General features: G+C 67.9%; 28 protein-coding genes. 9 read left to right on the forward strand and 19 right to left on the reverse strand.

Annotation, left to right across the window (positions count from 1 at the left end; genetic code table 11):
- The 4 genes from RVY76_RS10095 to RVY76_RS10110 form a co-directional block, all read right to left on the reverse strand.
- Complete coding sequence (locus RVY76_RS10095; RefSeq protein ID WP_317373794.1) at positions 1-666, reverse strand: glutathione S-transferase family protein; 666 nt, start codon at positions 664-666, stop codon at positions 1-3.
- Between the two features lie 77 nt (positions 667-743).
- Entirely contained in the window at positions 744-1,460 is a 717-nt protein-coding gene (gene mtgA / locus RVY76_RS10100; RefSeq protein ID WP_317373796.1) for a monofunctional biosynthetic peptidoglycan transglycosylase, read from the reverse strand.
- 129 nt (positions 1,461-1,589) lie between these two features.
- The gene (locus RVY76_RS10105) at positions 1,590-1,880 is read right to left on the reverse strand and encodes an HU family DNA-binding protein (protein ID WP_317373799.1); all 291 of its coding nucleotides are present in this window, start codon (positions 1,878-1,880) and stop codon (positions 1,590-1,592) included.
- Between the two features lie 211 nt (positions 1,881-2,091).
- Positions 2,092-3,573, reverse strand: coding sequence for an AMP nucleosidase (locus RVY76_RS10110; RefSeq protein WP_317373801.1), 1,482 nt, complete (start codon positions 3,571-3,573; stop codon positions 2,092-2,094).
- Between the two features lie 101 nt (positions 3,574-3,674).
- Here RVY76_RS10110 and RVY76_RS10115 point away from each other — a divergent pair, with 101 nt between their 5' ends.
- The 6 genes from RVY76_RS10115 (at position 3,675) to RVY76_RS10140 (ending at position 8,818) form a co-directional block, all read left to right on the forward strand.
- Complete coding sequence (locus RVY76_RS10115) at positions 3,675-4,658, forward strand: DNA topoisomerase IB (RefSeq protein WP_317373802.1); 984 nt, start codon at positions 3,675-3,677, stop codon at positions 4,656-4,658.
- A gap of 39 nt (positions 4,659-4,697) precedes the next feature.
- Positions 4,698-5,108: a DUF1810 domain-containing protein gene (locus RVY76_RS10120; RefSeq protein WP_317373804.1), complete on the forward strand. Its 411-nt coding sequence runs from the start codon at positions 4,698-4,700 to the stop codon at positions 5,106-5,108.
- Complete coding sequence (locus RVY76_RS10125) at positions 5,105-5,965, forward strand: SDR family oxidoreductase (RefSeq protein WP_317373806.1); 861 nt, start codon at positions 5,105-5,107, stop codon at positions 5,963-5,965. Before RVY76_RS10120 ends, RVY76_RS10125 begins: the two co-directional genes overlap by 4 nt.
- Positions 5,966-5,990: 25 nt before the next feature.
- Positions 5,991-6,650, forward strand: coding sequence for a TrkA family potassium uptake protein (locus tag RVY76_RS10130; protein ID WP_317373808.1), 660 nt, complete (start codon positions 5,991-5,993; stop codon positions 6,648-6,650).
- Positions 6,647-7,978 (forward strand): TrkH family potassium uptake protein, encoded by a 1,332-nt coding sequence (locus tag RVY76_RS10135; RefSeq protein ID WP_317373809.1) that lies wholly within the window; start codon positions 6,647-6,649, stop codon positions 7,976-7,978. The genes RVY76_RS10130 and RVY76_RS10135 overlap by 4 nt, the downstream gene beginning before the upstream one ends.
- Before the next feature lie 63 nt (positions 7,979-8,041).
- Entirely contained in the window at positions 8,042-8,818 is a 777-nt protein-coding gene (locus RVY76_RS10140; protein WP_317373811.1) for an ion transporter, read from the forward strand.
- Positions 8,819-8,821: 3 nt separating this feature from the next.
- Here the strand turns inward: RVY76_RS10140 and dxs are convergent, their stop codons facing one another.
- The 6 genes from dxs to RVY76_RS10170 all read right to left on the reverse strand — a co-directional run bounded on the left by dxs (position 8,822) and on the right by RVY76_RS10170 (position 14,108).
- Positions 8,822-10,747, reverse strand: coding sequence for a 1-deoxy-D-xylulose-5-phosphate synthase (gene dxs / locus RVY76_RS10145; protein ID WP_317373813.1), 1,926 nt, complete (start codon positions 10,745-10,747; stop codon positions 8,822-8,824).
- A 68-nt stretch (positions 10,748-10,815) separates the two neighbouring features.
- A complete protein-coding gene (locus tag RVY76_RS10150; RefSeq protein ID WP_317373814.1) occupies positions 10,816-11,676 on the reverse strand; it encodes a farnesyl diphosphate synthase in 861 nt (286 codons plus the stop codon).
- Entirely contained in the window at positions 11,673-11,915 is a 243-nt protein-coding gene (locus tag RVY76_RS10155) for an exodeoxyribonuclease VII small subunit (protein ID WP_317373816.1), read from the reverse strand. The genes RVY76_RS10150 and RVY76_RS10155 overlap by 4 nt, the downstream gene beginning before the upstream one ends.
- On the reverse strand, positions 11,912-12,832 hold the full coding sequence (locus tag RVY76_RS10160; protein WP_317373818.1) for a histone deacetylase family protein: 921 nt from the start codon (positions 12,830-12,832) through the stop codon (positions 11,912-11,914). The genes RVY76_RS10155 and RVY76_RS10160 overlap by 4 nt, the downstream gene beginning before the upstream one ends.
- 65 nt (positions 12,833-12,897) lie before the next feature.
- Positions 12,898-13,611, reverse strand: coding sequence for a response regulator (locus RVY76_RS10165; protein WP_317373820.1), 714 nt, complete (start codon positions 13,609-13,611; stop codon positions 12,898-12,900).
- A complete protein-coding gene (locus tag RVY76_RS10170; protein ID WP_317373822.1) occupies positions 13,608-14,108 on the reverse strand; it encodes a MarR family winged helix-turn-helix transcriptional regulator in 501 nt (166 codons plus the stop codon). Before RVY76_RS10170 ends, RVY76_RS10165 begins: the two co-directional genes overlap by 4 nt.
- Positions 14,109-14,263: 155 nt before the next feature.
- On the opposite strand from RVY76_RS10170, the gene RVY76_RS10175 reads away from it, so the two are divergent.
- Positions 14,264-15,133, forward strand: a complete 870-nt coding sequence (locus RVY76_RS10175) for a branched-chain amino acid aminotransferase (protein ID WP_317373824.1) — start codon at positions 14,264-14,266, stop codon at positions 15,131-15,133.
- Between the two features lie 46 nt (positions 15,134-15,179).
- On the opposite strand, the gene RVY76_RS10180 is transcribed toward RVY76_RS10175, so the two are convergent.
- Genes RVY76_RS10180 through mobA form a run of 3 tightly spaced genes read right to left on the reverse strand, consistent with a single transcriptional unit; the run spans position 15,180 to position 17,649 of the window.
- Entirely contained in the window at positions 15,180-16,097 is a 918-nt protein-coding gene (locus tag RVY76_RS10180; protein ID WP_317373825.1) for a DMT family transporter, read from the reverse strand.
- Positions 16,098-16,138: 41 nt separating this feature from the next.
- Positions 16,139-17,038, reverse strand: a complete 900-nt coding sequence (locus RVY76_RS10185) for a molybdopterin guanine dinucleotide synthesis (RefSeq protein WP_317373826.1) — start codon at positions 17,036-17,038, stop codon at positions 16,139-16,141.
- Positions 17,035-17,649 carry a molybdenum cofactor guanylyltransferase MobA gene (gene mobA, locus RVY76_RS10190; protein ID WP_317376752.1) on the reverse strand — a complete coding sequence of 205 codons (615 nt, stop codon included), beginning with the start codon at positions 17,647-17,649 and terminating at the stop codon, positions 17,035-17,037. Before mobA ends, RVY76_RS10185 begins: the two co-directional genes overlap by 4 nt.
- 96 nt (positions 17,650-17,745) lie before the next feature.
- Here mobA and RVY76_RS10195 point away from each other — a divergent pair, with 96 nt between their 5' ends.
- Together RVY76_RS10195 and RVY76_RS10200 are read left to right on the forward strand one after the other, a co-directional pair.
- Positions 17,746-18,453 carry an AzlC family ABC transporter permease gene (locus RVY76_RS10195; protein WP_317373828.1) on the forward strand — a complete coding sequence of 236 codons (708 nt, stop codon included), beginning with the start codon at positions 17,746-17,748 and terminating at the stop codon, positions 18,451-18,453.
- Entirely contained in the window at positions 18,450-18,773 is a 324-nt protein-coding gene (locus RVY76_RS10200; protein ID WP_317373829.1) for an AzlD domain-containing protein, read from the forward strand. Before RVY76_RS10195 ends, RVY76_RS10200 begins: the two co-directional genes overlap by 4 nt.
- A 4-nt stretch (positions 18,774-18,777) precedes the next feature.
- On the opposite strand, the gene RVY76_RS10205 is transcribed toward RVY76_RS10200, so the two are convergent.
- The 6 genes from RVY76_RS10205 to RVY76_RS10230 form a co-directional block, all read right to left on the reverse strand.
- A complete protein-coding gene (locus RVY76_RS10205) occupies positions 18,778-19,395 on the reverse strand; it encodes a hypothetical protein (protein ID WP_317373830.1) in 618 nt (205 codons plus the stop codon).
- 3 nt (positions 19,396-19,398) lie between these two features.
- Positions 19,399-19,533: an aa3-type cytochrome c oxidase subunit IV gene (locus RVY76_RS10210; protein ID WP_317373832.1), complete on the reverse strand. Its 135-nt coding sequence runs from the start codon at positions 19,531-19,533 to the stop codon at positions 19,399-19,401.
- Between the two features lie 77 nt (positions 19,534-19,610).
- Complete coding sequence (locus RVY76_RS10215) at positions 19,611-20,069, reverse strand: hypothetical protein (protein ID WP_317373834.1); 459 nt, start codon at positions 20,067-20,069, stop codon at positions 19,611-19,613.
- A complete protein-coding gene (locus tag RVY76_RS10220) occupies positions 20,066-21,676 on the reverse strand; it encodes a peptidoglycan-binding protein (protein ID WP_317373836.1) in 1,611 nt (536 codons plus the stop codon). The genes RVY76_RS10215 and RVY76_RS10220 overlap by 4 nt, the downstream gene beginning before the upstream one ends.
- Positions 21,677-21,679: 3 nt before the next feature.
- Positions 21,680-22,888 carry a phenylacetate--CoA ligase family protein gene (locus tag RVY76_RS10225; protein WP_317373838.1) on the reverse strand — a complete coding sequence of 403 codons (1,209 nt, stop codon included), beginning with the start codon at positions 22,886-22,888 and terminating at the stop codon, positions 21,680-21,682.
- Between the two features lie 117 nt (positions 22,889-23,005).
- The gene (locus RVY76_RS10230) at positions 23,006-23,857 is read right to left on the reverse strand and encodes an ABC transporter ATP-binding protein (protein WP_317373840.1); all 852 of its coding nucleotides are present in this window, start codon (positions 23,855-23,857) and stop codon (positions 23,006-23,008) included.
- Positions 23,858-23,903: the final 46 nt, after the last annotated feature.

The raw sequence follows: 23,903 nt of genomic DNA on the forward strand, positions 1-23,903 counted from the left end.
TCAGAAGTCGAGATCGGCGTAATGGGAGGGTGGCGGGAATCCCGGGACCTGATCGGCGAGGATGTTGCGGAAGGCGGGGCGCGACTTGATCTTGGCGTACCAGTCCTTGACCGTCTCGGACCGGCGCCAATCGACGTCGGAGATGTAGTCGAGCGACGACAGATGCGCGGCGGCCGTGAAATCGGCGAGCGTCAGGTGATCGCCGGCGAGCCAGCGCCGCTGGTCGAGAAGCCACGCCATGTAGTCGAGATGGAACTTGATCGCCCGCGCACCGGATTTCACCGCGGTGCTGTCGGGATAGCCCTGCCCCATCATCTTCTTGTTGACCCGCTCGTAGAGCAGCTTCGACGTGACCTCGTGGAAGAACTTGTCGTCGAACCACCCGATGAGGCGGCGCACCTCGTAGCGGCCCTCGGGCGTATCGGGCATCAGGGCGGTCTCGGGGTGCAGCTCCTCGAGATATTCGCAGATCGCCGCCGATTCCGACAGGTGGTTCCCGTCGACGCGCAGGATCGGCACCTTTCCGGCAGGATTGCGGCGCAGGAAGTCGCCGTCCTTTTCCCAGTACCGCTCCTCGACGAGTTCGACCTCGATCCGTTTCTCGGCGAGGACCAGCCGCACCTTGCGGCAGAATGGCGAGAGCGGGACGTGGAACAGACGGTACATGCCGGGCCTCGGGGTCGTTTGGGATCCCCTCTCCATGCCGCGTAAGGGGGTGGCGTTCAAGTGCGGGACGGCGCGATCTAGCTTTCGAAACAGGCCGCGCGGCCGTCGGCGGCGATCGTCGCCGCGCCGTCGCGGATGGATTGCGCGCGCCTTTCGACGAAATTCGAGGGCCGGGCCGCCGACCGTTCCTTGGGTGCCGGCAGGATCGCGGCCAGCCGCGCGGCCTGCGCGGCCGAGAGATCGGCGGCCGACACGCCGAACGCATGGCGCGCCGCCGCCTCGATGCCGAAGACCCCCTCGCCGAACTCGGCCACGTTGAGATAGACCTCGAGGATGCGCCGCTTGCTCCAGAACGTCTCGACCAGCGGCGTGAGGGTCGCCTCGAGCGCCTTGCGCGGCCATGACCGCCCTTGCCAGAGATAGACGTTCTTGACGACCTGCTGGCTGATCGTGGACGCGCCACGATTGCCGCCCGCGGCAATCGCAGAGCGAATCGCGTCGAGATCGAACCCCCAGTGATTGCAGAAATTGGCATCCTCGGCTGCCACGACCGCCCGAGCCATCACCGGTGCGATCTCGTCCATGGGCACCCAGCGACGTTCCACCCCGTCGAGGCGCCGCGCCTCGGTGAGGATGTAGGGCGTCGTCGGCGGGTTCACGACCGTGTAGAGCCCGACGACGGAGAGGAGCAGCGCCGCGACCGCCAGCGCCGCCCGCAGGGCTATCCGGCCCAGCGGCGGGCGCGTCGCGCGCTTCGGCGCGGGCGGCGTCTTCGAGGCGGATTTCCGGGCCATGCCGGTCCTTTGCCGCCCAAGCCCGCCCCAGGTCAAGCACCCGCAAGAGAAAAGGGCGCGCCACATGGCCCGCCCTTCCTGCAACATCTTGTTTTCACGGCACGAAAGACATTCGCGCCACGATCCCGATCAGTTGTTGACGCTGTCCTTCAGGGCCTTGGCGATCGTCATCTTGACGACCTTGTCGGCATCCTTCTTGATCTGCTCGCCGGTGGCGGGATTGCGGACCATGCGCTCGGGACGCTCGCGGCAATAGATCTTGCCGACGCCCGGAAGGGTCACGGCACCACCACCCGAAACTTCCTCGGTGATGACCTCGGTGATCGCATCGAGTGCTTCGCCGGCGGATTTCTTGTCGCTGTCCATCTTCTCGGCCAGCGCTGCGACGAGCTGCGTCTTGGTCATCGGTTTGGTCGCCATTTTGTCTCTCCTCGACAGGTTATCGGCAGCATGACGCGAAATATGCCGCCATGTATCGGCGCAACACAACGCCAAGGGCGGGGCTCGTCAAGGAAAACAAGGGGTGCAGCCGCGAAAAAGCGCCGATTGCGCCGGATCGGCCCGCCCGACACCCCCCGGAACGGCTGCCTTGCCCCGGGGGTGGCCCGGCCGGACCGGCGCGGCACGGGCGTCAGAGGAACGCCGTCTCCTCGAAGGAGCGGAGCTTGCGCGAATGGATCCTCTCGAGCGGCATCTCGCGGATCACCTCCATCGCGCGCACCCCGATGAGCAGGTGCCGTGCGACCTGGGTCTTGTAGAAGTCGGACGCCATGCCCGGCAGCTTGAGCTCGCCGTGGAGGGGCTTGTCGCTGACGCAGAGAAGCGTGCCGTAGGGGACGCGGAAGCGGAACCCGTTGGCCGCGATCGTGGCCGATTCCATGTCGAGCGCCACCGCGCGCGACTGCGAGAGCCGCTGGACGGGGCCGGAATGCTCGCGCAGTTCCCAGTTGCGGTTGTCGATCGTGGCGACGGTGCCCGTGCGCATGATCCGCTTGAGCTCGTACCCTTCGAGCTCGGTCACCTCCTCGACCGCCTGGGCCAGCGCGATCTGCACCTCGGCCAGCGGCGGGATCGGCACCCAGACCGGCAGATCGTCGTCGAGCACGTGATCCTCGCGCAGATAGGCATGGGCGAGCACGAAATCGCCCAGCCGCTGCGAATTCCTGAGGCCGGCGCAATGGCCCACCATCAGCCAGGCATGCGGGCGCAGGACCGCGATGTGGTCCGTCGCCGTCTTGGCGTTCGACGGGCCGATGCCGATATTGACCATCGTGATTCCCTGACCGTTCTCGCGGATCAGGTGATAGGTCGGCATCTGCGGCATCTTGGTCGGCAGCGTCATCGGCGCTTCGGGATCGGTGATGACCTGGTTTCCGGGCCCCACGAAGGCGGTGTAGCCGCTGTCCGGGTCGGCCAGCGCCGCGCGGGCGTAGACCTCGAATTCCTCGATGTAGAACTGGTAGTTGGTAAAGAGCACGTGGTTCTGGAAATGGCCCGGATCGGTCGCGGTGTAATGCGACAGGCGCGCGAGCGAATAGTCGATCCGCTGCGCGGTGAAGGGTGCCAGCGGCCGCGAGCCGTCCGCGTGCCTGAAATTCTGGCCGTTGACGATGTCGTCATGCGTGGTCGAGAGATCCGGCACGTCGAAGACGTCGCGCAGCGTGAAATCCATCACCCCGTCCTGCGGCACGCTCAGCGTCGGGTCGCTCGCCACGGCGAAATGCACGGGCATCGGCGTCTGCGACGCGCCGATCACCACCGGGACGTTCTGGTTCTCGAGCAGGAAGCGAAGCTGCTGGCGCAGGTAATTGCCGAAGAGGTCCGGCTGCGTGATGGTGGTGGAATAGACCCCCGGCTCGGCCACGTGACCGAAGCTCAGCCGGCTATCGCTGTTGGCGTAGCTCGTCGAGGTCATCCGGATTTCCGGGTAGAAGGCGCGATATCGCGACCCGGGCATCCCGTTCCTGACGGCATGGGCGAATTTCTCGCACAGGAAGCTCGCCGACTGGAGATAGATCTCCTGCAGCCGCGCGACCGCCTCGGCCGGATCCGTGAAGGCCTGCGGCTGCGGCGCGTCCGGGGATTCGATCGGCAGGCTCTCGGATTGGGTCATGGGCGCACTCCTCGGCTTGGGTCCGGGCTTACCGAAAAGCCCCTGCGCCGACAAGCCGCAGCCCCGGAACCGCGCCCCCGAACCGGCGTTCCGGCCAGACCATGCAGGATATACCCGATCTCGTCTATTTTCCCGACACGCGCCCCGGCATCACCCGGAAGAAGGCAGGGCGCGGCTGGTCCTATCGCGCGCCCGACGGGACCCGGATCGAGCAGAAGCGCGAACGCCAGCGCCTCGATGCGCTGGCGGTGCCGCCGGCCTATCGCGACGTGTGGATCTGCCCGCGATCGGACGGGCATCTCCAGGCCACCGGCCGCGACGACCGCAAGCGCAAGCAGTACCGGTATCACGAGGCCTGGACCGCGTTCCGGTCGCAGAAGAAATACGGCGACCTGCCCGCCTTCGGCGACTGCCTGCCGCAGATCCGCCGCCGCATCGCGCGCGATCTGGCCGGCGACGTGGGCGACAGGGCCGTCGCGACGGCCGCCGTGCTCGCCATGATCGACCGGCTGTCGATGCGGGTGGGCAACCGCGACTATGCCGAGGAGAACGGCACCTTCGGGGCCACCACCCTGCGTCCGCGACATGTCGCGCTGACGCCCGAGGCGCTCAAGCTCGATTACAAGGGCAAGGGCGGGATCAGAATCCGCCGCACGCTGCGCGACAGGCGGCTTGCCAAGGTGCTGCACCAGCTCGACGACCTGCCGGGCGCAACCCTCGTCACGTGGCTCGACGAAGACGGCGACGCGCACGAGGTCACGTCGGGGGAGGTCAACGAGCTTCTCCACGACATCACGGGCGTCGCGGGCTTCACCGCCAAGACGTTCCGCACCTGGAACGGCACGGTTGCGGCGATGGAGGTCGCGTTGTCCGAGGAAAAGCTCAGCATCAAGGCGATGGCCGAGGCCGCGTCCGAACGGCTGGGCAACACCCCCGCCATCGCGCGCAACAGCTATATCCACCCGCAGGTCATCGCGCTGAGCGAGGTGGCCCTCGACGATCGCGCGGCCTTCGCGAAGACGGTGGAGGAGCGGCGCGGGCTCAGGCGATCCGAACGGGCCCTCCTCAAACTGCTTGCGGGATGAGCCTTGCCTTGTCGCCCCGCTCGCGCCAAGTCTTGCCCCATGGAAAGCCTCGACCGTTTCGTCGCCGCGCAGGACGGCGTCTATCCCAAGGCCCGACGCGAAGTGATCGCGGGGCACAAGGCGTCGCACTGGATCTGGTTCATCTATCCGCAATTGCGTGGGCTCGGCCGGTCCGAGATGTCGCATCGCTACGGCATCGCCGATCTCTCCGAGGCGGAGGCCTATCTCGCCCATCCGGTGCTGGGGCCGCGTATCGTCGAGATGTTCGAGATCCTGATCGAGCATCACAGGAGCATGGACCCCGCCGACATCTTCGGGGATCTGGACGCGCAGAAGGTCCGCAGTTCGGCCACGCTCTTTGCGCGGGCCGAAGGCGCGCCGGAGATCTTCGAGCGGGTGCTCGACATCTTCTACGACGGACCCTGCCCCGCAACGACGAGACGCCTTTGAACCTTCTTTCCTTCGGTCACGGCTATTCGGCCCGCGCGCTCGCGACGCAGCTCCTGCCCCGGGGCTGGCGCATCACGGGGACCACGCGCTCGGACGAGAAGGCGCGCGCGATCGCCGATCGCGGGGTCTCGCCCCTGATCTTTCCGGGCGACGACATCGCAGGGGCGCTCGGGCGGGCCACGCATCTGCTGATCTCGGCCGGGCCCGGCGAGGACGGCGATCCGGTGCTGAATGCCTGCGCCGACGAAATCGCGCGTGTGGCGCCGCATCTTTTCTGGGTCGGATACCTTTCGACCACGGGCGTCTATGGCGACCGGGAGGGCGACTGGGTCGACGAGGAGAGCGCCCTCGCCCCGTCGACCGAGCGGGGCGCTGCCCGCGTGCGGGCCGAGACCGCCTGGACGAATTTCGCATACGAGACGTCCCTGCCCCTGCATATCTTTCGCCTCGCCGGGATCTACGGCCCCGGTCGCGGGCCGTTCGAGAAGCTGCGACAGGGCAAGGCGCGCCGAATCGTGAAGCCCGGACAGGTCTTCAGCCGCATCCATGTGGACGACATCGCGCAGATCCTCGCAGCCTCGATCGCCCGGCCCGATCCGGGCGCGATCTACAACCTCTGCGACGACGATCCCGTACCGCCGCAGGACGTGATCGCCCATGCCGCCGATCTGGCCGGTCTCCCGCGGCCGCCCGAAGTCGCGTTCGAGGATGCCGACCTCTCGCCCATGGCGCGCAGTTTCTATGCCGAATCGAAGAAGGTGCGGAACGACCGGATCAAGCGCGATCTGGGTGTGCGCCTCCTCCATCCCGATTATCGCAGCGGCCTCTCGGCCATCCTCTCGGAAGAAGAGGGCTGAGGCCCACCCCCCAGGACACATGCCCATGTCAAAGAAGCACGGAAGTTTCGTCGTCGTCGGTCTCGGCAATTTCGGCAGCACCGTCGCGACCGAACTTGCCCGGTTCGAGAATTACGTGATCGGAATCGACCGCGACGATGCCCGCGTCGGACCGATCGCCGAGCATCTGAACCAAGCGCTGATCCTCGATGCGCGCGACGACGACGCGCTGCGCGACGCGGGCGTGTCGGAATGCTCCACCGGGCTCGTCGCGATGGGCACGGACCTCGAATCGAGCGTGCTGGCGACGATGAACCTCAAGCTTGTGGGGGTCGAGACGATCTGGGCCAAGGCCACGTCGAAGACCCATCACCGGATCCTGTCGCGGCTGGGCGTCGACCGCGTCATCCACCCCGAGGTCGAGGTCGGCCGACAGGTGGCGCAGATGCTGCACAACCCGCTGGTGCGGGACTTCGTGACCGTCGGCAACGGCTATCACGTGGTCAACCTGACCATCCCGAAGGAGTTGAACGAACGCTCGCTCGACGATCTCAACTTCGGCAAGTTCGACCTGCGCTGCGTGGGCGTCATGCGCGGCACCGAGTTCCTGGGCCAGCAGGGCGACGAAATCGTGCTGCACAGCGACGACCGGCTTCTCCTTCTCGGACGGCGGCCGGATCTAAGAAACTTCACGTCCAGCCTATGACGAACTGGGTCAAGTGGTTCAAGGCGCTGCCCCCTCCGGGGATGCTCGCCTGTTTCTACGCGGTGTTCATCGCGATCGGGGCGTGCGTGCTGCGCCTTCCGGTCATGCATAACGGCGATGTGGGCTTCGGCGAGGCCCTCTTCACCTCGGTCTCGGCCGTGACGGTGACGGGCCTCATCGTGGTCGATACCGGATCGGTCTTCACCATACCGGGACAGATCGTCATCGCGATCCTGATCCAGATCGGCGGGCTCGGGCTGATGACCTTCGCGGTCCTGCTGCTCTCGGCGCTCGGGATCACGATCGGGATGCCGCAGCGGATGATCCTGCGCGAGGACCTGAACCAGACCTCGATGTCGGATCTGAGCCGCCTCGTCCGGGTGATCCTGTTCGTCGCGCTCGCCGTGGAGGCGGCGGGGGCCGTGATCCTGACCTTCGTCTTCGTGCCAGACGAGGGCTGGGGCCTCGGCATCTGGCACGCGATCTTCCATTCCGTCTCGGCCTTCAACAATGCGGGCTTCTCGACCTTCCGGGATTCGCTGATGGGCTATGCCGGGAACCTTCTGGTGACGGTCACGATCTGCTCGATGTTCATCATCAGCGGGCTCGGATTCGTCGTCATCGCGGAGCTTCTGCAAAAGCGCGACTGGCGGCGGCTGTCGCTTCATTCGAAGCTGATGCTGGCCGGAACGGCCGTTCTCATCGTGATGGCATGGGTGCTGTTCGCGGCGCTCGAATGGAACAATCCCGGCACGCTCGGCCGGCTGGGAAGTGCGGCCGACCGGATCGAGGCGAGCTTCTTCCAGGCGGTGACGCCCCGCACCGCGGGCTTCAACTCGATCGACACGACGGCGATGCGCGATTCGACCGCGCTGATGACGATCTCGCTCATGCTCATCGGCGGCGGATCGACCTCGACGGCGGGCGGAATCAAGGTCACGACCGCGATCGTCCTCGTGCTCGGCACGATCGCGTTCTTCCGCCGCTCGACCCAGCTTACCGCCTTCGGGCGGTCGATCGGGCTGCAGCAGGTTCTCAAGGTCATGGCGCTGACGACGATCAGCATCCTTCTCGTCTTTGTCAGCCTCTTCCTGCTGACGCTGTCGCATGACGTGGAATTCCTGACGCTCGGGTTCGAGGTCGCCTCGGCCTTCGGGACCGTGGGCCTGTCGATGGGGGCCACCGGGGAGCTCGACACGTTCGGGCGGGTGGTGATCATGATGGTGATGTTCGCGGGCCGGGTCGGTCCGCTCGCGCTCGGGTTCTTCCTCGCCACCCGTGTGACGCCGCGCGTGCGATACCCCGCCGGGGAGGTCTATCTGGGCTAGCGCACGCTTGCTTGCGCCCCCTGTCCGGCCCATATGAGCCGCGATCGACCCAAAGGGACAGACATGACCTTCCGCGACAGACTTGCCGCCATCCTCGACCGCCGCGCGACGAGGGATTTCATCCTCTGGGTGATCGTCTTCAACGCGATCCTGCTCGGGCTCGAAACCTCGGAGGAGATCATGTCCGAGATGGGCGCGGTGATCGTCGCGCTCGACCGGGTATGCCTTGCCATCTTCGTGATCGAGATCGGGGCCAAGCTCGTGGCGCATGGGCGCGGCTTCTTCCGATCGGGTTGGAACGTCTTCGACGCGATCATCGTGGGCATCGCGCTGTTTCCCGCGGGACAGGGCCTGTCGGTGCTGCGTGCGCTCAGAATCCTGCGGGTGCTGCGGGTGATCTCGGCCGCGCCGCGCCTGCGCCGCGTGGTCGAGGGGTTCGTCACCGCCCTGCCCGGCATGGGCAGCGTGTTCCTGTTGATGGGTCTGATCTTCTATATCGGCGCGGTGATGGCCACGAAGCTGTTCGGGGACGCCTTTCCGGAATGGTTCGGCGATCTGGGCCTGTCGGCCTATTCGCTCTTCCAGATCATGACGCTGGAATCGTGGTCGATGGGCATCGTTCGCCCGGTGATGGAGCAATTCCCCTATGCCTGGGCGTTCTTCGTGCCGTTCATCATGGTCACGACCTTCGCGGTCGTGAACCTTCTGGTGGGCCTCATCGTCAACTCGATGCAGGACGCCCATGCCGAGGAATCGAACAAGGCGACCGACGCCTATCGCGACGAGGTGATGGCGCGCCTCAGATCCATCGAGGAGCGCCTGGCCAGCCGCGAGGGCTGAGCCTCAGGCGCGCCGGGCGATGCTCTCGACGCCCAGGACCGACAGGACCTTGCGCTCGATATGCTCGGCGTTGAGTTCGGCCGCGTCGTACATCTCGCGCGGGGAGGCCTGGTCGATGAACGTGTCGGGCAGGACCATGGAGCGATAGACGAGGCCCGCGTCGAAGACGCCTTCCTCGGCCAGAAGCTGCGCCACGTGGCTGCCGAAGCCGCCCACGGCCCCCTCCTCGATCGTGATGAGCGCGTCGTGATCGCGCGCGAGCCCCAGGATCATCTCGCGGTCGAGCGGCTTGGCAAAGCGCGCATCGGCAACGGTGGGCGTGATCCCGCGCGAGGCCAGCGCCTCGCAGGCATCCTCGACCTCTCCCAGACGCGCGCCGAAATTCAGGATCGCGACGCCCTTGCCCTCGCGGATCATCCGGCCGCGCCCGATCTCGAGCACCTCGCCCTTCTTGGGAAGCTCCACGCCGCGCCCCTCGCCGCGGGGGAAGCGGAAGGCGATCGGGCCATCGTCATGCGCGGCGGCCGTTGCGACCATGTGCATGAGCTCGGCCTCGTCCGAGGCGGCCATCACGGTGAAACCGGGCAGGTTCGCCAGATAGGCGACGTCGAAGGACCCCGCATGGGTTGCGCCGTCGGCCCCGACGAGGCCCGCGCGGTCGATAGCGAACCGCACCGGAAGCCCCTGCAACGCCACGTCGTGGACCACCTGGTCGAAGCCGCGCTGCAGGAAGGTCGAATAGATCGCGCAGAAGGGTTTCATCCCGCCGGCGGCAAGCCCGGCGCAGAAGGTCACGCCGTGCTGTTCGGCGATGCCCACGTCGAAGCAGCGGCTGGGATAGCGTTCCGCGAACTTGGTGAGGCCGGTGCCGTCAGGCATCGCGGCGGTCACGGCGCAGACGCGTTCGTCCTCGGCCGCCTCGGCCAGAAGGGCCTTGGCGAAGACGCTGGTATAGGACGGGCCGCCGGGCTTGGATTTCGCCTGCTCGCCCGTCATCACGTCGAATTTCGAGGTCGCGTGACCGCGATCCGCGCGCTCCTCGGCGGGGGCGTATCCCTTGCCCTTCTTGGTGATGGCGTGGATCAGGACCGGGCCGGTCGCGCGGGCGCGTACCGTCCTGAGCACCGGCAGCAGCTGCTCCATGTCGTGGCCGTCGATGGGGCCCACATAGGAGAAGCCGAGTTCCTCGAACATCGTGCCGCCGATCACGGAATGCTTGAGCAGGTCCTTGGCGCGGCGCGCACCGCTCTGGAAGGGCTGCGGCAGCATGGAGACCGCGCCCTTGGCCGCGGCCTTGAGCTCCTGGAAGGGGGCACCGGCATAGAGGCGGCTGAGATAGGACGACATCGCGCCCACGGGCGGGGCGATCGACATCTCGTTGTCGTTGAGGATCACGAAGAGTCGCTTGTCGAGTGCACCGGCATTGTTCATCGCCTCGTAGGCCATGCCGGCGCTGAGCGCGCCGTCGCCGATCACCGCGATCGCGTCGCCAAGCGACGGATCGGGCGCGCCGCCCAGATCCCGAGCCACCGCGAACCCGAGCGCCGCGCTGATCGAGGTCGAGCTGTGGGCCGCCCCGAACGGATCGAAGGGGGATTCGGTGCGCTTGGTGAACCCGCTGAGCCCGTCCTTCTGGCGCAGGGTGCGGATGCGGTCGCGCCGCCCGGTCAGGATCTTGTGCGGATAGCTCTGGTGGCTCACGTCCCAGATCAGCCGGTCGCGCGGCGTGTCGAACACCGCATGGAGCGCCACGGTCAGTTCGACCACGCCCAGCCCCGCGCCCAGATGGCCGCCCGTATGACTGACCGCGTCGATCGTCTCGGTCCGAAGCTCGTCTGCCACGCGGCGCAGATCCGCATCGGAGAGGTCACGCAGATCCGCGAGGCTCTGGATCCGGTCGAGATGGGGCGTTTGCGGGCGATCGGTCATGGCATCCTCGGCTTGACAAGTGGTTCAGCCTAACCCGACAGACGGGGTGTGGCAAAGGGGATCGGCTTTCAGCGGTCCCGCGACACGACGAAGCGGGCGCAATCGCGCAGGGTCTCGGCCTCGGGGCCGTAGGGCGCGAGCGCGTCGCAGGCCTCCGCGACCAGCGCGTCGGCGCGCGCGCGTGCGCCGTCCACGCCCAGCAGCGAGACGAAGGTCGCCTTGTTGGCACCGGCATCCTTGCCCACGGCCTTGCCCGTGGCACCGGCATCGCCCGTCGCGTCGAGAAGGTCGTCGGCGATCTGGAAGGCCAGTCCCAGCGCGCGGGCATAGGCCCCGAGAGGTTCGGGATCGCCGCGCCCGAGGATCGCGCCCGCCCGTCCCGACCATTCGATGAGCGCGCCGGTCTTGCCCGCCTGCAGACGCATGATCGCGTCGAGATCGAGCGGGCTCTCGGCCGTCTCGGCCTCGATGTCGCGGGCCTGGCCCAGCACCATTCCCGCGGCCCCCGCGGCGTTGGCGAGGGCGGCCACGAGCGCCACGCGGATACCGGGATCGGCATGACAGGCCTCGGAGGCCAGAAGTTCGAAGGCCAGCGTCTGGAGCGCGTCGCCGGCGAGGATCGCCGTCGCTTCGTCCCATTTGCGGTGCAGGGTCGGCTGGCCGCGGCGCAGATCGTCGTCGTCCATCGCGGGCAGATCGTCGTGGACGAGGCTGTAGGCATGCAGCGCCTCGATCGCGGCGGCGGCCGTGACGGCGTCGCCGACATCGTGGAGCCGCGCGCCCTCGATCACCAGAAACCCGCGCAGCCGCTTGCCGCCCGTCAGCGCGTGGCGCATCGCGTCATGGAGCGGATCGCGGCCCGGCACGGCCTGCAGAAGCCGCGCCTCGACCTCGGCCGCCGCCCCGTCGAGAGCGTCGCGAAAGCTCACTGCGGATCGATCGGGGTGGTGCCTTTCGGCTGTCCGTCGGCGTCGAGCGTGATGGCCGCGACCTTCTCCTCGGCCTCGGCCAGCTTGTCGGCGCAGCGTTTCTTGAGGTCGGCCCCGCGCTGGTAGAGCGTGATCGATTCCTCGAGCGGCACGTCGCCCGAATCGAGCTTGGCCACCACCTGTTCGAGCTCGGCCATCGCCTCCTCGAAGCTCATCTCCGTCACCGGCCTGTCGCTCATGCCGCGCGCTCCTGCAAGGTCGTCACATGGGCCGCGACCGACGCGGCCAGCGCGTCAAGATCATATCCCCCCTCGAGAGTCGAGACGATCCGCCCGCCGCAGACCTCGTCGGCCACGTCGGCCAGCCGGGCGGTGAGCCATGCGAAATCGTCGGTCTCCCAGTCGAGCTGGGCAAGCGGATCGTCCGCATGGGCATCGAACCCCGCGGAGATCAGTAGCAGATCGGGCTTCCAGTCGAGAAGTTTCGGAAAGACACGATCCTCGTAGACATCGCGCATGTGCTTGCCGTCGGTCATCGGATGCAGCGGCAGATTGACGATCTGGCCGTGCGCGCCCCTCTCGGACGGCTGGCCCGTCCCGGGATAGAGCGGCGATTGATGCGACGAGACGAAAAGCGCGCGCCCCTCGTCCCAGAGCAGGTCCTGCGTGCCGTTGCCGTGATGCACGTCGAAATCCACGATCGCGACCCGGTCCAGCCCGTGCCGGTCGAGCGCGTGCCTGGCGGCGATCGCCACGTTGCCGAAGAGGCAGAATCCCATGGCGGTCTGCCGTTCGGCATGGTGGCCGGGGGGACGGCAGCCGACGAAGGCGGACCTGGCCTCGCCGCCCAGAACCGCATCGACCGCCGCGACGCAGCCGCCGACACCGCGAAGCGCCGCCTCGACCGAGCCGTTGGTCAGATGGGTGTCGGCGTCGAGCTGCCGATGGCCGTGTTCGGGCTCGGCCGCGCGGACCTTGGAAAGATATGCCTGCGGGTGGCAGAGCAGCACGTCGGCATCGTCGCAGATCGGCGCGGCGCGCCGTTCGAGCCCCAGCGGGGCCAGCGCCGACTCGACCGCCTCGAGCCGGGCGACCTGTTCGGGATGGCCCGCGGGCGTGACGTGACGCCGTCCCGCATCGCTCGAATACCAGATCATGTCGGTTCTCCTCCGCCCGGTCGCCTCCCGACGTCGCCCATAAGCGCGGCCGGATCAAGCCCGGCTCAGTCGCTGAGCAGGACGTATCCCGATCCGCGCACCGTCTGGAGATAGCGGGGCTGCTTCGGATCGGCCTCGATCTTGCGCCTGAGCCGGGTGATCTGGACATCGACCGCGCGGTCCTGCGCGATCTCTCCGTCGGGGCCGGTGCGGCCCAGGTCCTCGATGAGCTTGGCGCGGCTCACCGTCTCGCCCACATTGCCCGAGAAGATCCGCATGAGCTGTGCCTCGGTCGTGGTGAGGCGCACGGGCTGGTCGCCCTGCCACATCTCGCCACGCCCCACGTCGTAGCGGACCGGCCCGAGTTGCAGGATCTTCGGTGCCTCGCCGGGATCGACCTCGTGCGGGACACGCCGCAGGATCGCGTTGACCCGAAGCAGAAGCTCCTTCGGCTCGAAGGGCTTTGCGAGATAATCGTCCGCCCCGGCCTCGAGCCCGTCGATCCGGTCCGACGTCTCGCCCAGAGCGGTCAGCAGCAGGATCGGCATGTCGCGGCTGCGCCTGAGATCGCGGGTGAGGCTGACGCCGTCCTCGCCCGGCATCATCACGTCGAGCACGATCAAGTCGAAATCGAGCCCCCCGAGGAGGCGTCGCGCCTGTTCGGCATCGCGCGCGCCCGTGACGTAGAAGCCGTTGCGCGACAGGAACCGGCAGAGAAGCTGCCGGATCCTCTCGTCGTCGTCGACGATCAGCAGATGGGCATCGACCTCGCCCGTCATTCCGCAGCCTCGCGCACGGCCTCGAACTGGTTGCGCTGTTCGGGGTCCATCATCGCCTCGAGCACCGCGCGGAAGCCCGCGACCGCCTGCGGCCCCGCCTCCCGGAAGGCCGCGCGGAGCCGTGCGCGCTGCGCCTCGCCCAGCTCGGCCTCGAGCGACAGGCCGGTCTCGGTCAGGTGGAGGTGACGCTCGCGCCGGTCGCGCGACCCGATGCGGCTCTCGACGAGGCCGTCCTCGATCAAGGTTCTCAGGACGCGGTTCAACGACTGCTTGGTCACGCCCAGAATGCCCAGGAGGCTCGTCACCGTGGTGCCCGGCGCGCGATTGATGAAATGCAGCGCGCGGTGATGCGCCCGGCCGTAGCCATGCTGCACCAGGATCCGGTCGGGATCGTCGGTAAATCCGCGATAGGCGAAGAACATCGCCTCGACCCCGCGCCGCAACTGCGCATCGGTCAGAAACAGAAGGCTTTCGCCCCCCGATCGCGTCCTGTCCATGCGGTTCCTCCTTGCTCCCTCGGGGGCACATTACGTCAGCCTTGTTGACATTCCAAGTCGCCACTGTTACCCGAGACTGTCGTTTGCAGCAACAATATGTCCGAAACGGACATTGCATCGCAACATATGAAATTCAAGGAAGGGGATTGGTGGACATGTCCGGAGGCTACGACGATCGCGACGGAAAGATCTGGATGGATGGCGCGCTGGTGGAATGGCGCGATGCGAAGGTGCACATCCTGAGCCACGCGCTGCATTACGCAAGCTCGGTGTTCGAGGGCGAGCGCTGCTACGACGGAACGATCTTCGAGGGTCACGCCCATTCCGAGCGGCTGATCCGGTCCGCCGCGCTGATCGATTTCGAGATCCCCTACACCGCCGAGCAGATCGACGCCGCCAAGGAAGAGGTGCTCAAGGCCAACGGGCTCGAGAATGCCTATGTCCGCGCGGTCGCGTGGCGCGGGGCGGGCCCCGACATGGGCGTGGCCTCCGCGCGCAATCCGGTGCGGATGGCCGTCGCGGCATGGGAATGGGGCAATTACTACGGCGATGCCAAGACGCGCGGCGCCAAGCTCGACCTGTCGAAATGGAAGCGGCCCTCGCCCGAGACGATCCCCTCAGAGGCCAAGGCCGCCGGTCTCTACATGATCTGCACGATGTCGAAACACGCCGCCGAGGCCAAGGGATGCTCGGACGCGATGATGCTCGACTATCGCGGCTACGTGGCCGAGGCGACGGGGGCGAACATCTTCTTCGTGAAGGACGGCGAGGTGCATACGCCGCTGCCCGACTGCTTCCTCAACGGGATCACGCGCCAGACCGTCCTGAAGATGCTCAAGGAAAAGGGCATCACGGTCCACGAGCGCCACATCATGCCCGAGGAGCTGGAAGGCTTCCAGCAATGCTGGCTGACCGGGACCGCGGCCGAGGTCACGCCCGTGGGGCAGATCGGCGATTACAGCTTCGAGGTCGGCGCGCTGACCCGCGACATCTCCGACAGCTACGAGAAGCTCGTCCGGAGCTAGAAGGTCACGCCCCCGCCCGGCGACTGATCGCCGGGCGGGGGCGGTCTCACATCATCCCCTTGGAGCGGAGCTTGCGCCGCGCGATGGCATCCTTGGCGAGCCTGCGCTCGCGCAGCACGATGATGATGCCCGCCGCGATGACGAGCACGGCACCGGCCAGGGTCTGGACCGTCGGGATCTCGGAAAACCAGAGATAGCCCACCAGGATCGCCCAGAGCATCGAGACATAGGTGAAGGGGGCGAGCGCGCCGGCATCGGCATGGCGATAGCTCGAGGTCAGCAGCACCTGCCCCAGCGCCCCGATGAGCCCCGCCCCGATCAGGAGCGCCCATTCCCGCGCATCGGGCACCACCCAGCCGAAGGGCAGCGTCAGCAGCGACAGGACCGACGCGGTGGCCGAGAAGTAGAAGACGATCGCCTCGACCCGCTCGGTGCCGGACATCGCCTTGATGAAGGTCTGCGCGAGGGCGGCGAGCGTCGCGGAGGCGAGCGTGAGGCCCACGCCCAGAAGCGCGCCCGCGCCCAGAGAATCCTGCCCCAGACGCGGCCAGACGATGATCGTCACGCCGAACAGCCCCAGGATCACGGCGAGGATGCGGATGACGCGGAACGTCTCGCCCAGGATGAGCGCGGCGAAGATCACCAGCATGACGGGCGTGACGAAGCGGATCGCCGTCGCCTCGGCCAGCGGCAGGTAGGCGAGGCCCGCAAAGCCCATCCCCATCGCGCAGGTGCCCGCGATGCCGCGCACCGCATGGGCGCGCCAGTTGTCCGTCTGAAGCCCCGCACGCAGATCGCGCCGCCACCAGAGCCAGAGCGCGATGAGCGGCAACGACAGGAAAGCGCGGAAGAAAACGGCCTGCCCCGCCGGCACGCGGACCGAGGCCGCCTTGATGAAAGCCTGCATCAGCGTGAAGAGTGACACGGCGCAGAGGATGAGGAGAATGCCGCGAACGGGAGCCATGCCTGAGGGCCTACACCCGCGCCAAGAGAAGGGCCAGAGGGCTAGATCCCCTCTCGCGCCGCGATCCCGTCGAGTGTGAGATCGGCGCCGATGCCGAGGATCCAGCCCTCCTCCCGCCGCGCGGCGGGCGGTGCGGCATCGAGCAGCGATTCGAGCTGGCCCGTGCGGCAGGCGGCAAAGACGATCCGGGCGAGCGCCGAGACCTGTGCCGCATCCTTGACCGGGCCCTTCGACGTGCGCGGCAGATCCGGATCGAGCAGACGCCGCGCGACGGTTTCACGGGCGAGCGACGGCCAGATCTCGACAAAAGCGACGGGGGCCTCGAGCGGATCGAACGGCCAGATTGCCAGATCCGCCCCGAGCGCCCGGCGCAACCGTGCCAACGTGGCCATTCCGGTCATCGCCTGCGATCCCACCGCGCCCGTACCGCCCATCTGCCAGCAATCGAAGCTGCCCTTCGCCAGATCCTCCACCGCCCGGCGGGCGGGCAGGCCCGGATCGCGGAGGGGCTTCCTGCGGGGAAGGTCGGCGATGTCGCGCGTCGGCAGGCCGTTGAACCAGAAGGGACCGTCGCCCGGCAGCAGTCGGTTGAGACGACCGGCGATGTCGAAGCGCCCCTCGCCCGGCGGCAATTCGTCGAACGCATCGGCGAACCAGTCCCAGAGCGCGCGGACGTCGTTCCGGCCGGTGATCCGCCATGCGAGGCCTTCGGGATAGCCGAAAGGGAAATCGAAGCCCACGAGACTGCGGCGGCCCGCGCGCCGCTCTCTGGCGATCAGGTCGAGCAGCCATGCCTCGGCCACGCCCGGGTTGCGCAGATAGACCGATGGCAGCTCTCCCGCAGGGCCGATGACGCTGGCCCAGATCGCGTCGGGCTTCGGCGAGAGGCCCCGGTCGTGCGCGCCGGACCAGTCGATCATCACCACGGTCCCGAAGGTCACGCGGTCCCTTCCGCAAGATCGCGGGCGAGTGCGAGGTCTTCCGGGGTGTTGACGTTCAGGAACGGATCGCCGCGATCGATCGCGAAAAGCGCCTCGGCCGCCCCCATCCCCGTCGCCCAACGGCCGATCCGGCGCGTCCCCGCCGCAAGGGCCGCCCTCAGATCGTCGCGCAGGGCGACGGGCCAGAGGCCGAAGGTCGGGTGCAGGCGCAGACCGTCCGCACCGCGTGTCGCCGCAAGGGCTATCGCCGCGCCTGCGCCTTCTGCCGCGAGCTGCAGGCGCGGCACGAGATCGCACGGGAAGAACGGCGTGTCGCCCGCGACCGTCACGACATGAGTGGCCCCCTCGCCCGCCGCCCAGTCGAGCCCGGCCAGAAGACCGGCAAGCGGCCCGGCATCCTCGATCCCGTCGGGCAGCACCGGCAGCATGAACCCGGCGAACCTTTCCGGATCGCCGTTCGCGCTGAGGGCAAGTGCCGCGACCTGCGGCTCCAGCCTGTCCCTCACCCGCTCGAGGATGGTGGCGCGGCCGAGGCGCAGCAGACCCTTGTCGCCACCCCCCATCCGCATCGCGCGTCCGCCGGCGAGAATGACGCCGAGCGGAGCCGTGATCGCCGGTTCCGGTCCGGCAGGTTCGCCAGTTTGCATTTGAACTTCCCGCAGAGCCGGGCCTATCAGGGGCCGTCACGCGCAATCTAGGACGCCCCGATGGAGGTCACCACCACCAAGTCCGCCTATCTGAGGGGGCTCGTCCTGGGCTTGCCCTTCATGCTGGTGATCGCGCCCTTCGGAATGCTTTTCGGGGTGGTCGCGACCGAGGCGGGGCTCGACCTCTGGGCGACGATGGGGTTCTCGGTCTTCGTGATCGCGGGGGCCGCGCAATTCACCGCGCTGACCCTTCTGGGTGAGGGCGCGCAGACCTGGATCGTGGTTCTGACCGCGCTCGCCGTCAATCTGCGCATGGCGATGTATTCGGCGGCGCTGGTCCCGCATCTGGGCGATGCATCGCTCGCGAAGCGCGCCTGCGTGGCGTATCTCACGCTCGACCAGACATATGCGGGTGCGATCACCGCCTACGAGGCGGAGCCCGGCATGACCACGTCGCGCAAGCTCGCCGTCTTCTTCGGCATCGCGACGCCGGTCGTGCCGCTGTGGTATGTGGCGACGCTTGTCGGTGCGCTGGTCGGTGCGGGCATCCCCGAGGCCTGGGCGCTCGACTTCGCGCTGCCGCTGACCTTCCTCGCGATGCTGGGTCCGATGCTCAAGAGCCTCGCCCATGTGGGCGCGGCGCTCATCTCGATCGTGCTGTCGATCGCGCTGGCCGGATTGCCGTCGGGTGTCGGGCTTCTTCTCGCAGGGGCGGCCGCCATGTGCGCCGGGGCCGCGATCGAGACGCTGCAGGAGCGGCGCGCATGACCGATCTGCAGGTCTGGATCGTGATCCTGGCGCTCGGGGCCGGCACCTATGCCTGCCGGTTCTCGTTCCTGGGATTGATCGGGTCGGGGCGGATGCCGCCCTTCGCCATGAAATTGCTGCGCTATACCGCCGTCGGGATCTTTCCCGGCATCGTCGCGCCGCTGATCCTGAGCCCCGCGGCCACGGATGGCGACTTCGATCCGGCGCGCGGGATCGCGGCGCTCGTCACGCTCGCGGTCGCGCTTGCGACGCGCAGTCTGCTCGCCGCGATGGTCACGGGCGCGGCGAGCCTCTATCTGATGCTCTGGCTGATCGGCTGACGGGTCAGTAGACCGGAAGCGGCGTCGCCAGTTCGGTGTCGAAGACCACGTCGTGGCTCGTATCGACATTCGTGTTGTCGAAGAGTTCGGACCGCACGCCGGGAACCTCGGCGAAACTGCGCATCAGCGATTTCGGGAACCACGTGCGCCCCACATCGATCCCCGCCTCGCGCAGGATCCCGCTGGTCGAGCGCGCGCAGGTCGAACGGTTGGCCGATCCGTGCGCCTCGGCCAGCCGGATGAGTTCGCGCGCCTGCGCCTCGCTCACCCGGAGCGTCTGGACCTCCATCGAGAAATTCGGGCGGACGTGGTAGTCCACATAGGCCTTCCGGATGTTCTCGGTGATGCCGTAATGCACGTCGCCGCGTTCGGGGACATGCGGGTGGCGGAAGGAACCGGCCGGATCCCAGAGCACGCGCTGATCCCCGTTGATGAGCAGCGCGGTATGCGCGCCAGACCCGTTGGTGACGTTCAGCACGGTATAGAGCGTGATCTCGGGCGGGCCGTCATGGACATAGGCGCGGCGCTGCACCTCGGACATCGGGGCGGGCGCAAAGGTGTCGGCCCCGCTGCAGGCCGCGAGGACCATGAGCGACAGGAGCCCGGCAATCAGACGTGTCATGGATCAGCCGTTGATGAGGCCGAGCAGGATCAGCGCGACGATGATGGCGATGACGCCCCGCGTCGTCCAGGTCACGAAGCCCTTGAAGGTCCGCTCCTGATCCGTGATGTCCATCGAGCCGTGGGAATGTTTTGCCATGTCGCGTCTTCCGAATCCTGCCGTTTCGCCGGTCTCTTAGACCATTCGGGCGGGCATGTCATGACCCGCCTGCCGGGTCATTCCGGGGCTGTGTCCTCCGCGTCGAGATCCGCGGCGAGGCGAAAGCCGATCCGGCGCGGCGCGGCCGCCGCGGCGGGCTTGGGCAGCGCCCGCAGCCGGATCGAGAGCTGCGTGACATGCTGGACCAGCTGGGTGCGCGCGCCGCTCGCGTCCTGGCCGTAGAAGGTGATGATGTCCGGATCGAAAAATCCCATCCCCATGATCCGGATCACGCCCGTCTCGTCGCCCGCGAAGGCCATCGCGACCTCCTGATCCTCGTCGAGGCCCTCCTCGAACTTCTTGATGTAGAGGATCATGCGCTGATACGCCCATTCCGCCGGGCTGCGCGCCTTCTGCGCCCCCTGGGGGAGCGGCGGGGCCGAGGCCATCGGCGCTTCGGGCTCGGCCTTCACGGCATGGGAGCGCGGCATCGCGTCGTCCTCGAGCGCTTCGGCGGCGGTGCGGATGTCTGTCATCGGCTGAGGGCCCTCTGCACGGTGTCCTGGAGCAATCTCACGATCGTCTCCTGATCGAGATAGCCCGTACCGGGCAGCTGGGCAGTTTCCTGATAGGCCCGGATCGCGAGGCGCGTGCGATCGTCGAACTGGCCGTCCGGCGTTCCGGGGTCGAACCCCTCGCCCGCGAGACGCTGCTCGACCGTGCGCCGCATGAGCTCGGGCAGGCCGAGCGCCTCCTCGCGCGCGCGGGCCGCCTCGTCGGGCCGGCCGCCGCCCTGACGCAGCTGCGACATGCGCTGACGTGCCTCGTCGGCGTGGACGCCGCGCGGAAAGGCGCGGGCGTAATCGGTGTAGGCCTCGACCGTGTCGCTCTCGCGCGCCTGGTTCCAGAGGACCTCCTCTCGGCGCGAGATACCGCCCACGGTCAGCCGGCCGTCGCGGATCTCGCGCAGGCGACGCTCGGCCCTGTCGGAGCGCGCACCGTCGGGATAGCGTTCGAGAAAGCGGATGAGGCCCGCCTCGTCCGTGCCCTCGCCCGTTTCGCGCCAGAACCTGTCCTCGGGCGTCTCGGCGCTGTCCGCCTGCTCGGCGATCCGGGCGGCCATGCCCGCATCGAGATAGCCCGTCCGCGGGCGATCGTTGTCGCCCTGCCAGCGCTCGATCGCGCCCCTTGTGCCGGGACCGAAGATGCCGTCGATGCCGCGGGTGTCGTAGCCCAGCGCCACGAGGTCGCGCTGGATACCGCGCCGCGCCGCCCGGTCGAGGCCGAGCGCCGCCTCCGCCGCCCGCTCGGGCGATTGCGGTGCCTGACGGACCTCGGCCAGACGGCGGATCGCCTCGGCCGCGTACTCGCCCTCGGGATATGCGTCGAGATAGGCGATGTAGCTTTCCTCGCTGTCGCCGTCGCGGGCGCGCTGCCAGAAGGCGCGCTCTCCGGTCCCGACGCTGTCCGATCGCTCGCCCGTTTCGGACGACAGGAACGACCAGCCCGATGGCAGATCGCCGCGCAGGTCGGCCCATTCGGTCTCCGACAGCCGGTCCTCGAGCGCCTCGCCCGGAACGGCGAGCGTGTCCGACAGGATCGTGCGCGCGGCGACCGGCCAGGCCTCGATCAGCGTCACGTCGCCGGGAATGTCGATCGGCCCGATCCCCTCGTCGAGGCTGCCCCATTCACCGCGCTGATCGAGCATCGTGGCGAGCAGCAGGACCGAGCGCCGGCCGGTGCGTTCGAGAATCTCGGTGATCGAGGAGAGCGGGATCGCGTCGAGCGATGCTTCGGCGACGGAGCCCGCCTCCGCATCGACGGGCAGGAACCATGTCTCGCTGTCCGAACGCACGAAGCGGCCCGACAGCGCGACCAGCAGGCGGTCGGCATCCTCTCCGGCCGCCTCCAACCGGCGCAGGGCCGCGCCGATCTCGCCGCGATCGGCGTCGCGCAGGGTCTCGACCGACAGGCCCGCGTCACGCAACGTGTCGGCGGTATCGGTCACGGCCTGGCCGTTATCCATGTCCCGCGCATGCTCGTAATCCGAGTTGCCGATGAGGAGCGCGGCATTCTCGGCCGAGACGGGCAAGGCCAGCCACGGAGCGAGCGCGAGAGGCAGGAAAAATCTGGAATTCGGCATGGTCTATCCTTCGTAGTCTCTCTGGTCTTCGATCACGATGCCGTCGCGGGGCAGCGATCCGGGCTCTGCGATGCGCACGTCGCCACGCAGCTTCAGCACGTCGCGCACCGACGTCTCGTAGCGCGTTGGATCACCCGGCGCTGCGGTTTCGAGCGCGACCGACATCGCATCGGCCTCGCCGTCGCGCGTGATCGTCACGCGGGCACGCGCGATCTCGGGATGGCGCGCGACCAGATCGGCGACCTGTTCGGGGCGCACGAACATGCCCTTCACCTTGGCCGTCTGGTCGGCACGGCCCATCCACCCCCTGATGCGGGTGTTGGTCCGACCGCAGGGCGACATCCCCGGCATCACCGCCGACAGATCGCCGGTCGCGAACCGGATGAGCGGATATTCGGGGGTGAGCGTGGTGACGACGACCTCGCCCACCTCGCCGTCGGGCACCGGATCGCCGGTGCCGGGGGTCACGATCTCGACCACGACGCCGTCATCGACGATCAGCCCCTCCATCGCCTCCGATTCGTAGGCGATATTGCCCAGATCGGCGGTGGCATAGCATTGCAGGCAGGCGATGCCGCGATCCGCGTAGAACGCCCTCAGCGACGGGAAGAGCGCCCCGCCCGAAACCGCCGCGCGCGTGATCGACAGCGCGAGGCCCATTTCGTCGGCCTTCTCGAGGATCGTCTTGAGATAATCCGGTGTGCCGGCATAGGCGGTCGTGCCGTAATGATGGCCCGCGCGCACCTGAAGCTCGGTCTGGCCGGTGCCGGCGGGCAGGATCGTGGCCCCGACCGCGCGTGCGGCGCTTTCGAACATCATGCCCGCGGGCGTCAGGTGATAGCCGAAGCAGTTCTGAACGATGTCGCCCGCCCCGATGCCGCAAGCCCTGAGGAACCGGCCCAGCCGGAACCAGTCGCCGTCGACGCGGCCGGGCTCGTGGATCGGACCGGGCGACTGGAAGACATGCGAGAATTCCGTGACGGGCGCGGCCAGACCGCCGAAGGGCGGCACGGTCCGCTGCGCCTCGATCAGCATCTCCTTGCGCAGCACGGGCAGTCGGGCGAGCGCGCCTGCATCGGTGATCGCATCGGCCTCGACATCGTCGAGCGCACCCGTCCCGCCCAGCGCCTGCGCGCGCGCGATCTGGCGCGGCAGTTCCAGGGCCAGATCCGCGGCGCGGGCCTCGGGGGGGCGGAATTCGGGGTCGGTCATCTGCATGGTCCCTTCGTCGCTGATCTTGCGCGGTAAGACGATCACGGGCCGCCGGTTATCGCATAACCTGCGGCCCGGTTGGCATTCTTCAATGTCGGATCGGGGATCGTGCGGCCGTCAGGACAGCCAGCGCTTGCGACGGCGATAGGATCGCGTGTCGCGAAAGGATTTCCGCCCCTCGTCCGACATGCCGAGATAGAATTCCTTCACATCGGGATTTTCGCGCAAAGCATCGGCCGCGCCGTCCATCACGACCCGTCCCGATTCGAGGATGTAGCCGCGATGCGCGAAGCGGAGCGCAACGTTGGTGTTCTGCTCGGCCAGCAGGAAGCTCACGCCCTCGCGCTCGTTCAGGTCCTTCACGATGCCGAAGATCTCCTCGACGAGCTGCGGAGCGAGGCCCATCGACGGCTCGTCGAGCAGGATGGTCTCGGGGCGGGACATCAGCGCGCGACCGATCGCGCACATCTGCTGTTCCCCTCCCGACGTGTAGCCTGCCTGCGAGCGGCGACGCTCTCGCAGCCGCGGGAAATAGGAATAGACGAGCTCCAGATCCTCTTCGATGCGGGCGCGGCCGTCGCGTCGCGTATAGGCCCCGGTCAGCAGGTTCTCCTCGATCGTGAGATGCTCGAAGCAGTGTCGTCCCTCCATCACCTGGATCACGCCACGTTTCACGAGGTCCGACGGCACGAGATCCTGCACGCTTTCCCCGCGATAGAGGATCCGCCCCTTCGTGACCTCGCCCCGCTCGGATCTGAGCAGGTTCGAGATCGCCTTGAGCGTCGTAGTCTTGCCCGCGCCGTTCCCTCCCAGAAGCGCGGTGATCCCGCCCTTCGCCACTTCGAGGCTCACGCCCTTCAGCACGAGGATCACCGAATTGTAGATCACCTCGATGTTGCGCACGTCGAGCAGCGGCTCCGCGGCGGGGCTGCCCGGCGCGGCGGCGGGATCGGTGGCGGTGTCGCTCATTCCGGGCTCCTTCCGTTTGGCGACGGGAACGGCCCTTGCCGCCCCC

It is taken from the genome of Palleronia sp. LCG004 (genome assembly GCF_032931615.1).
GTDB lineage: Bacteria > Pseudomonadota > Alphaproteobacteria > Rhodobacterales > Rhodobacteraceae > Palleronia.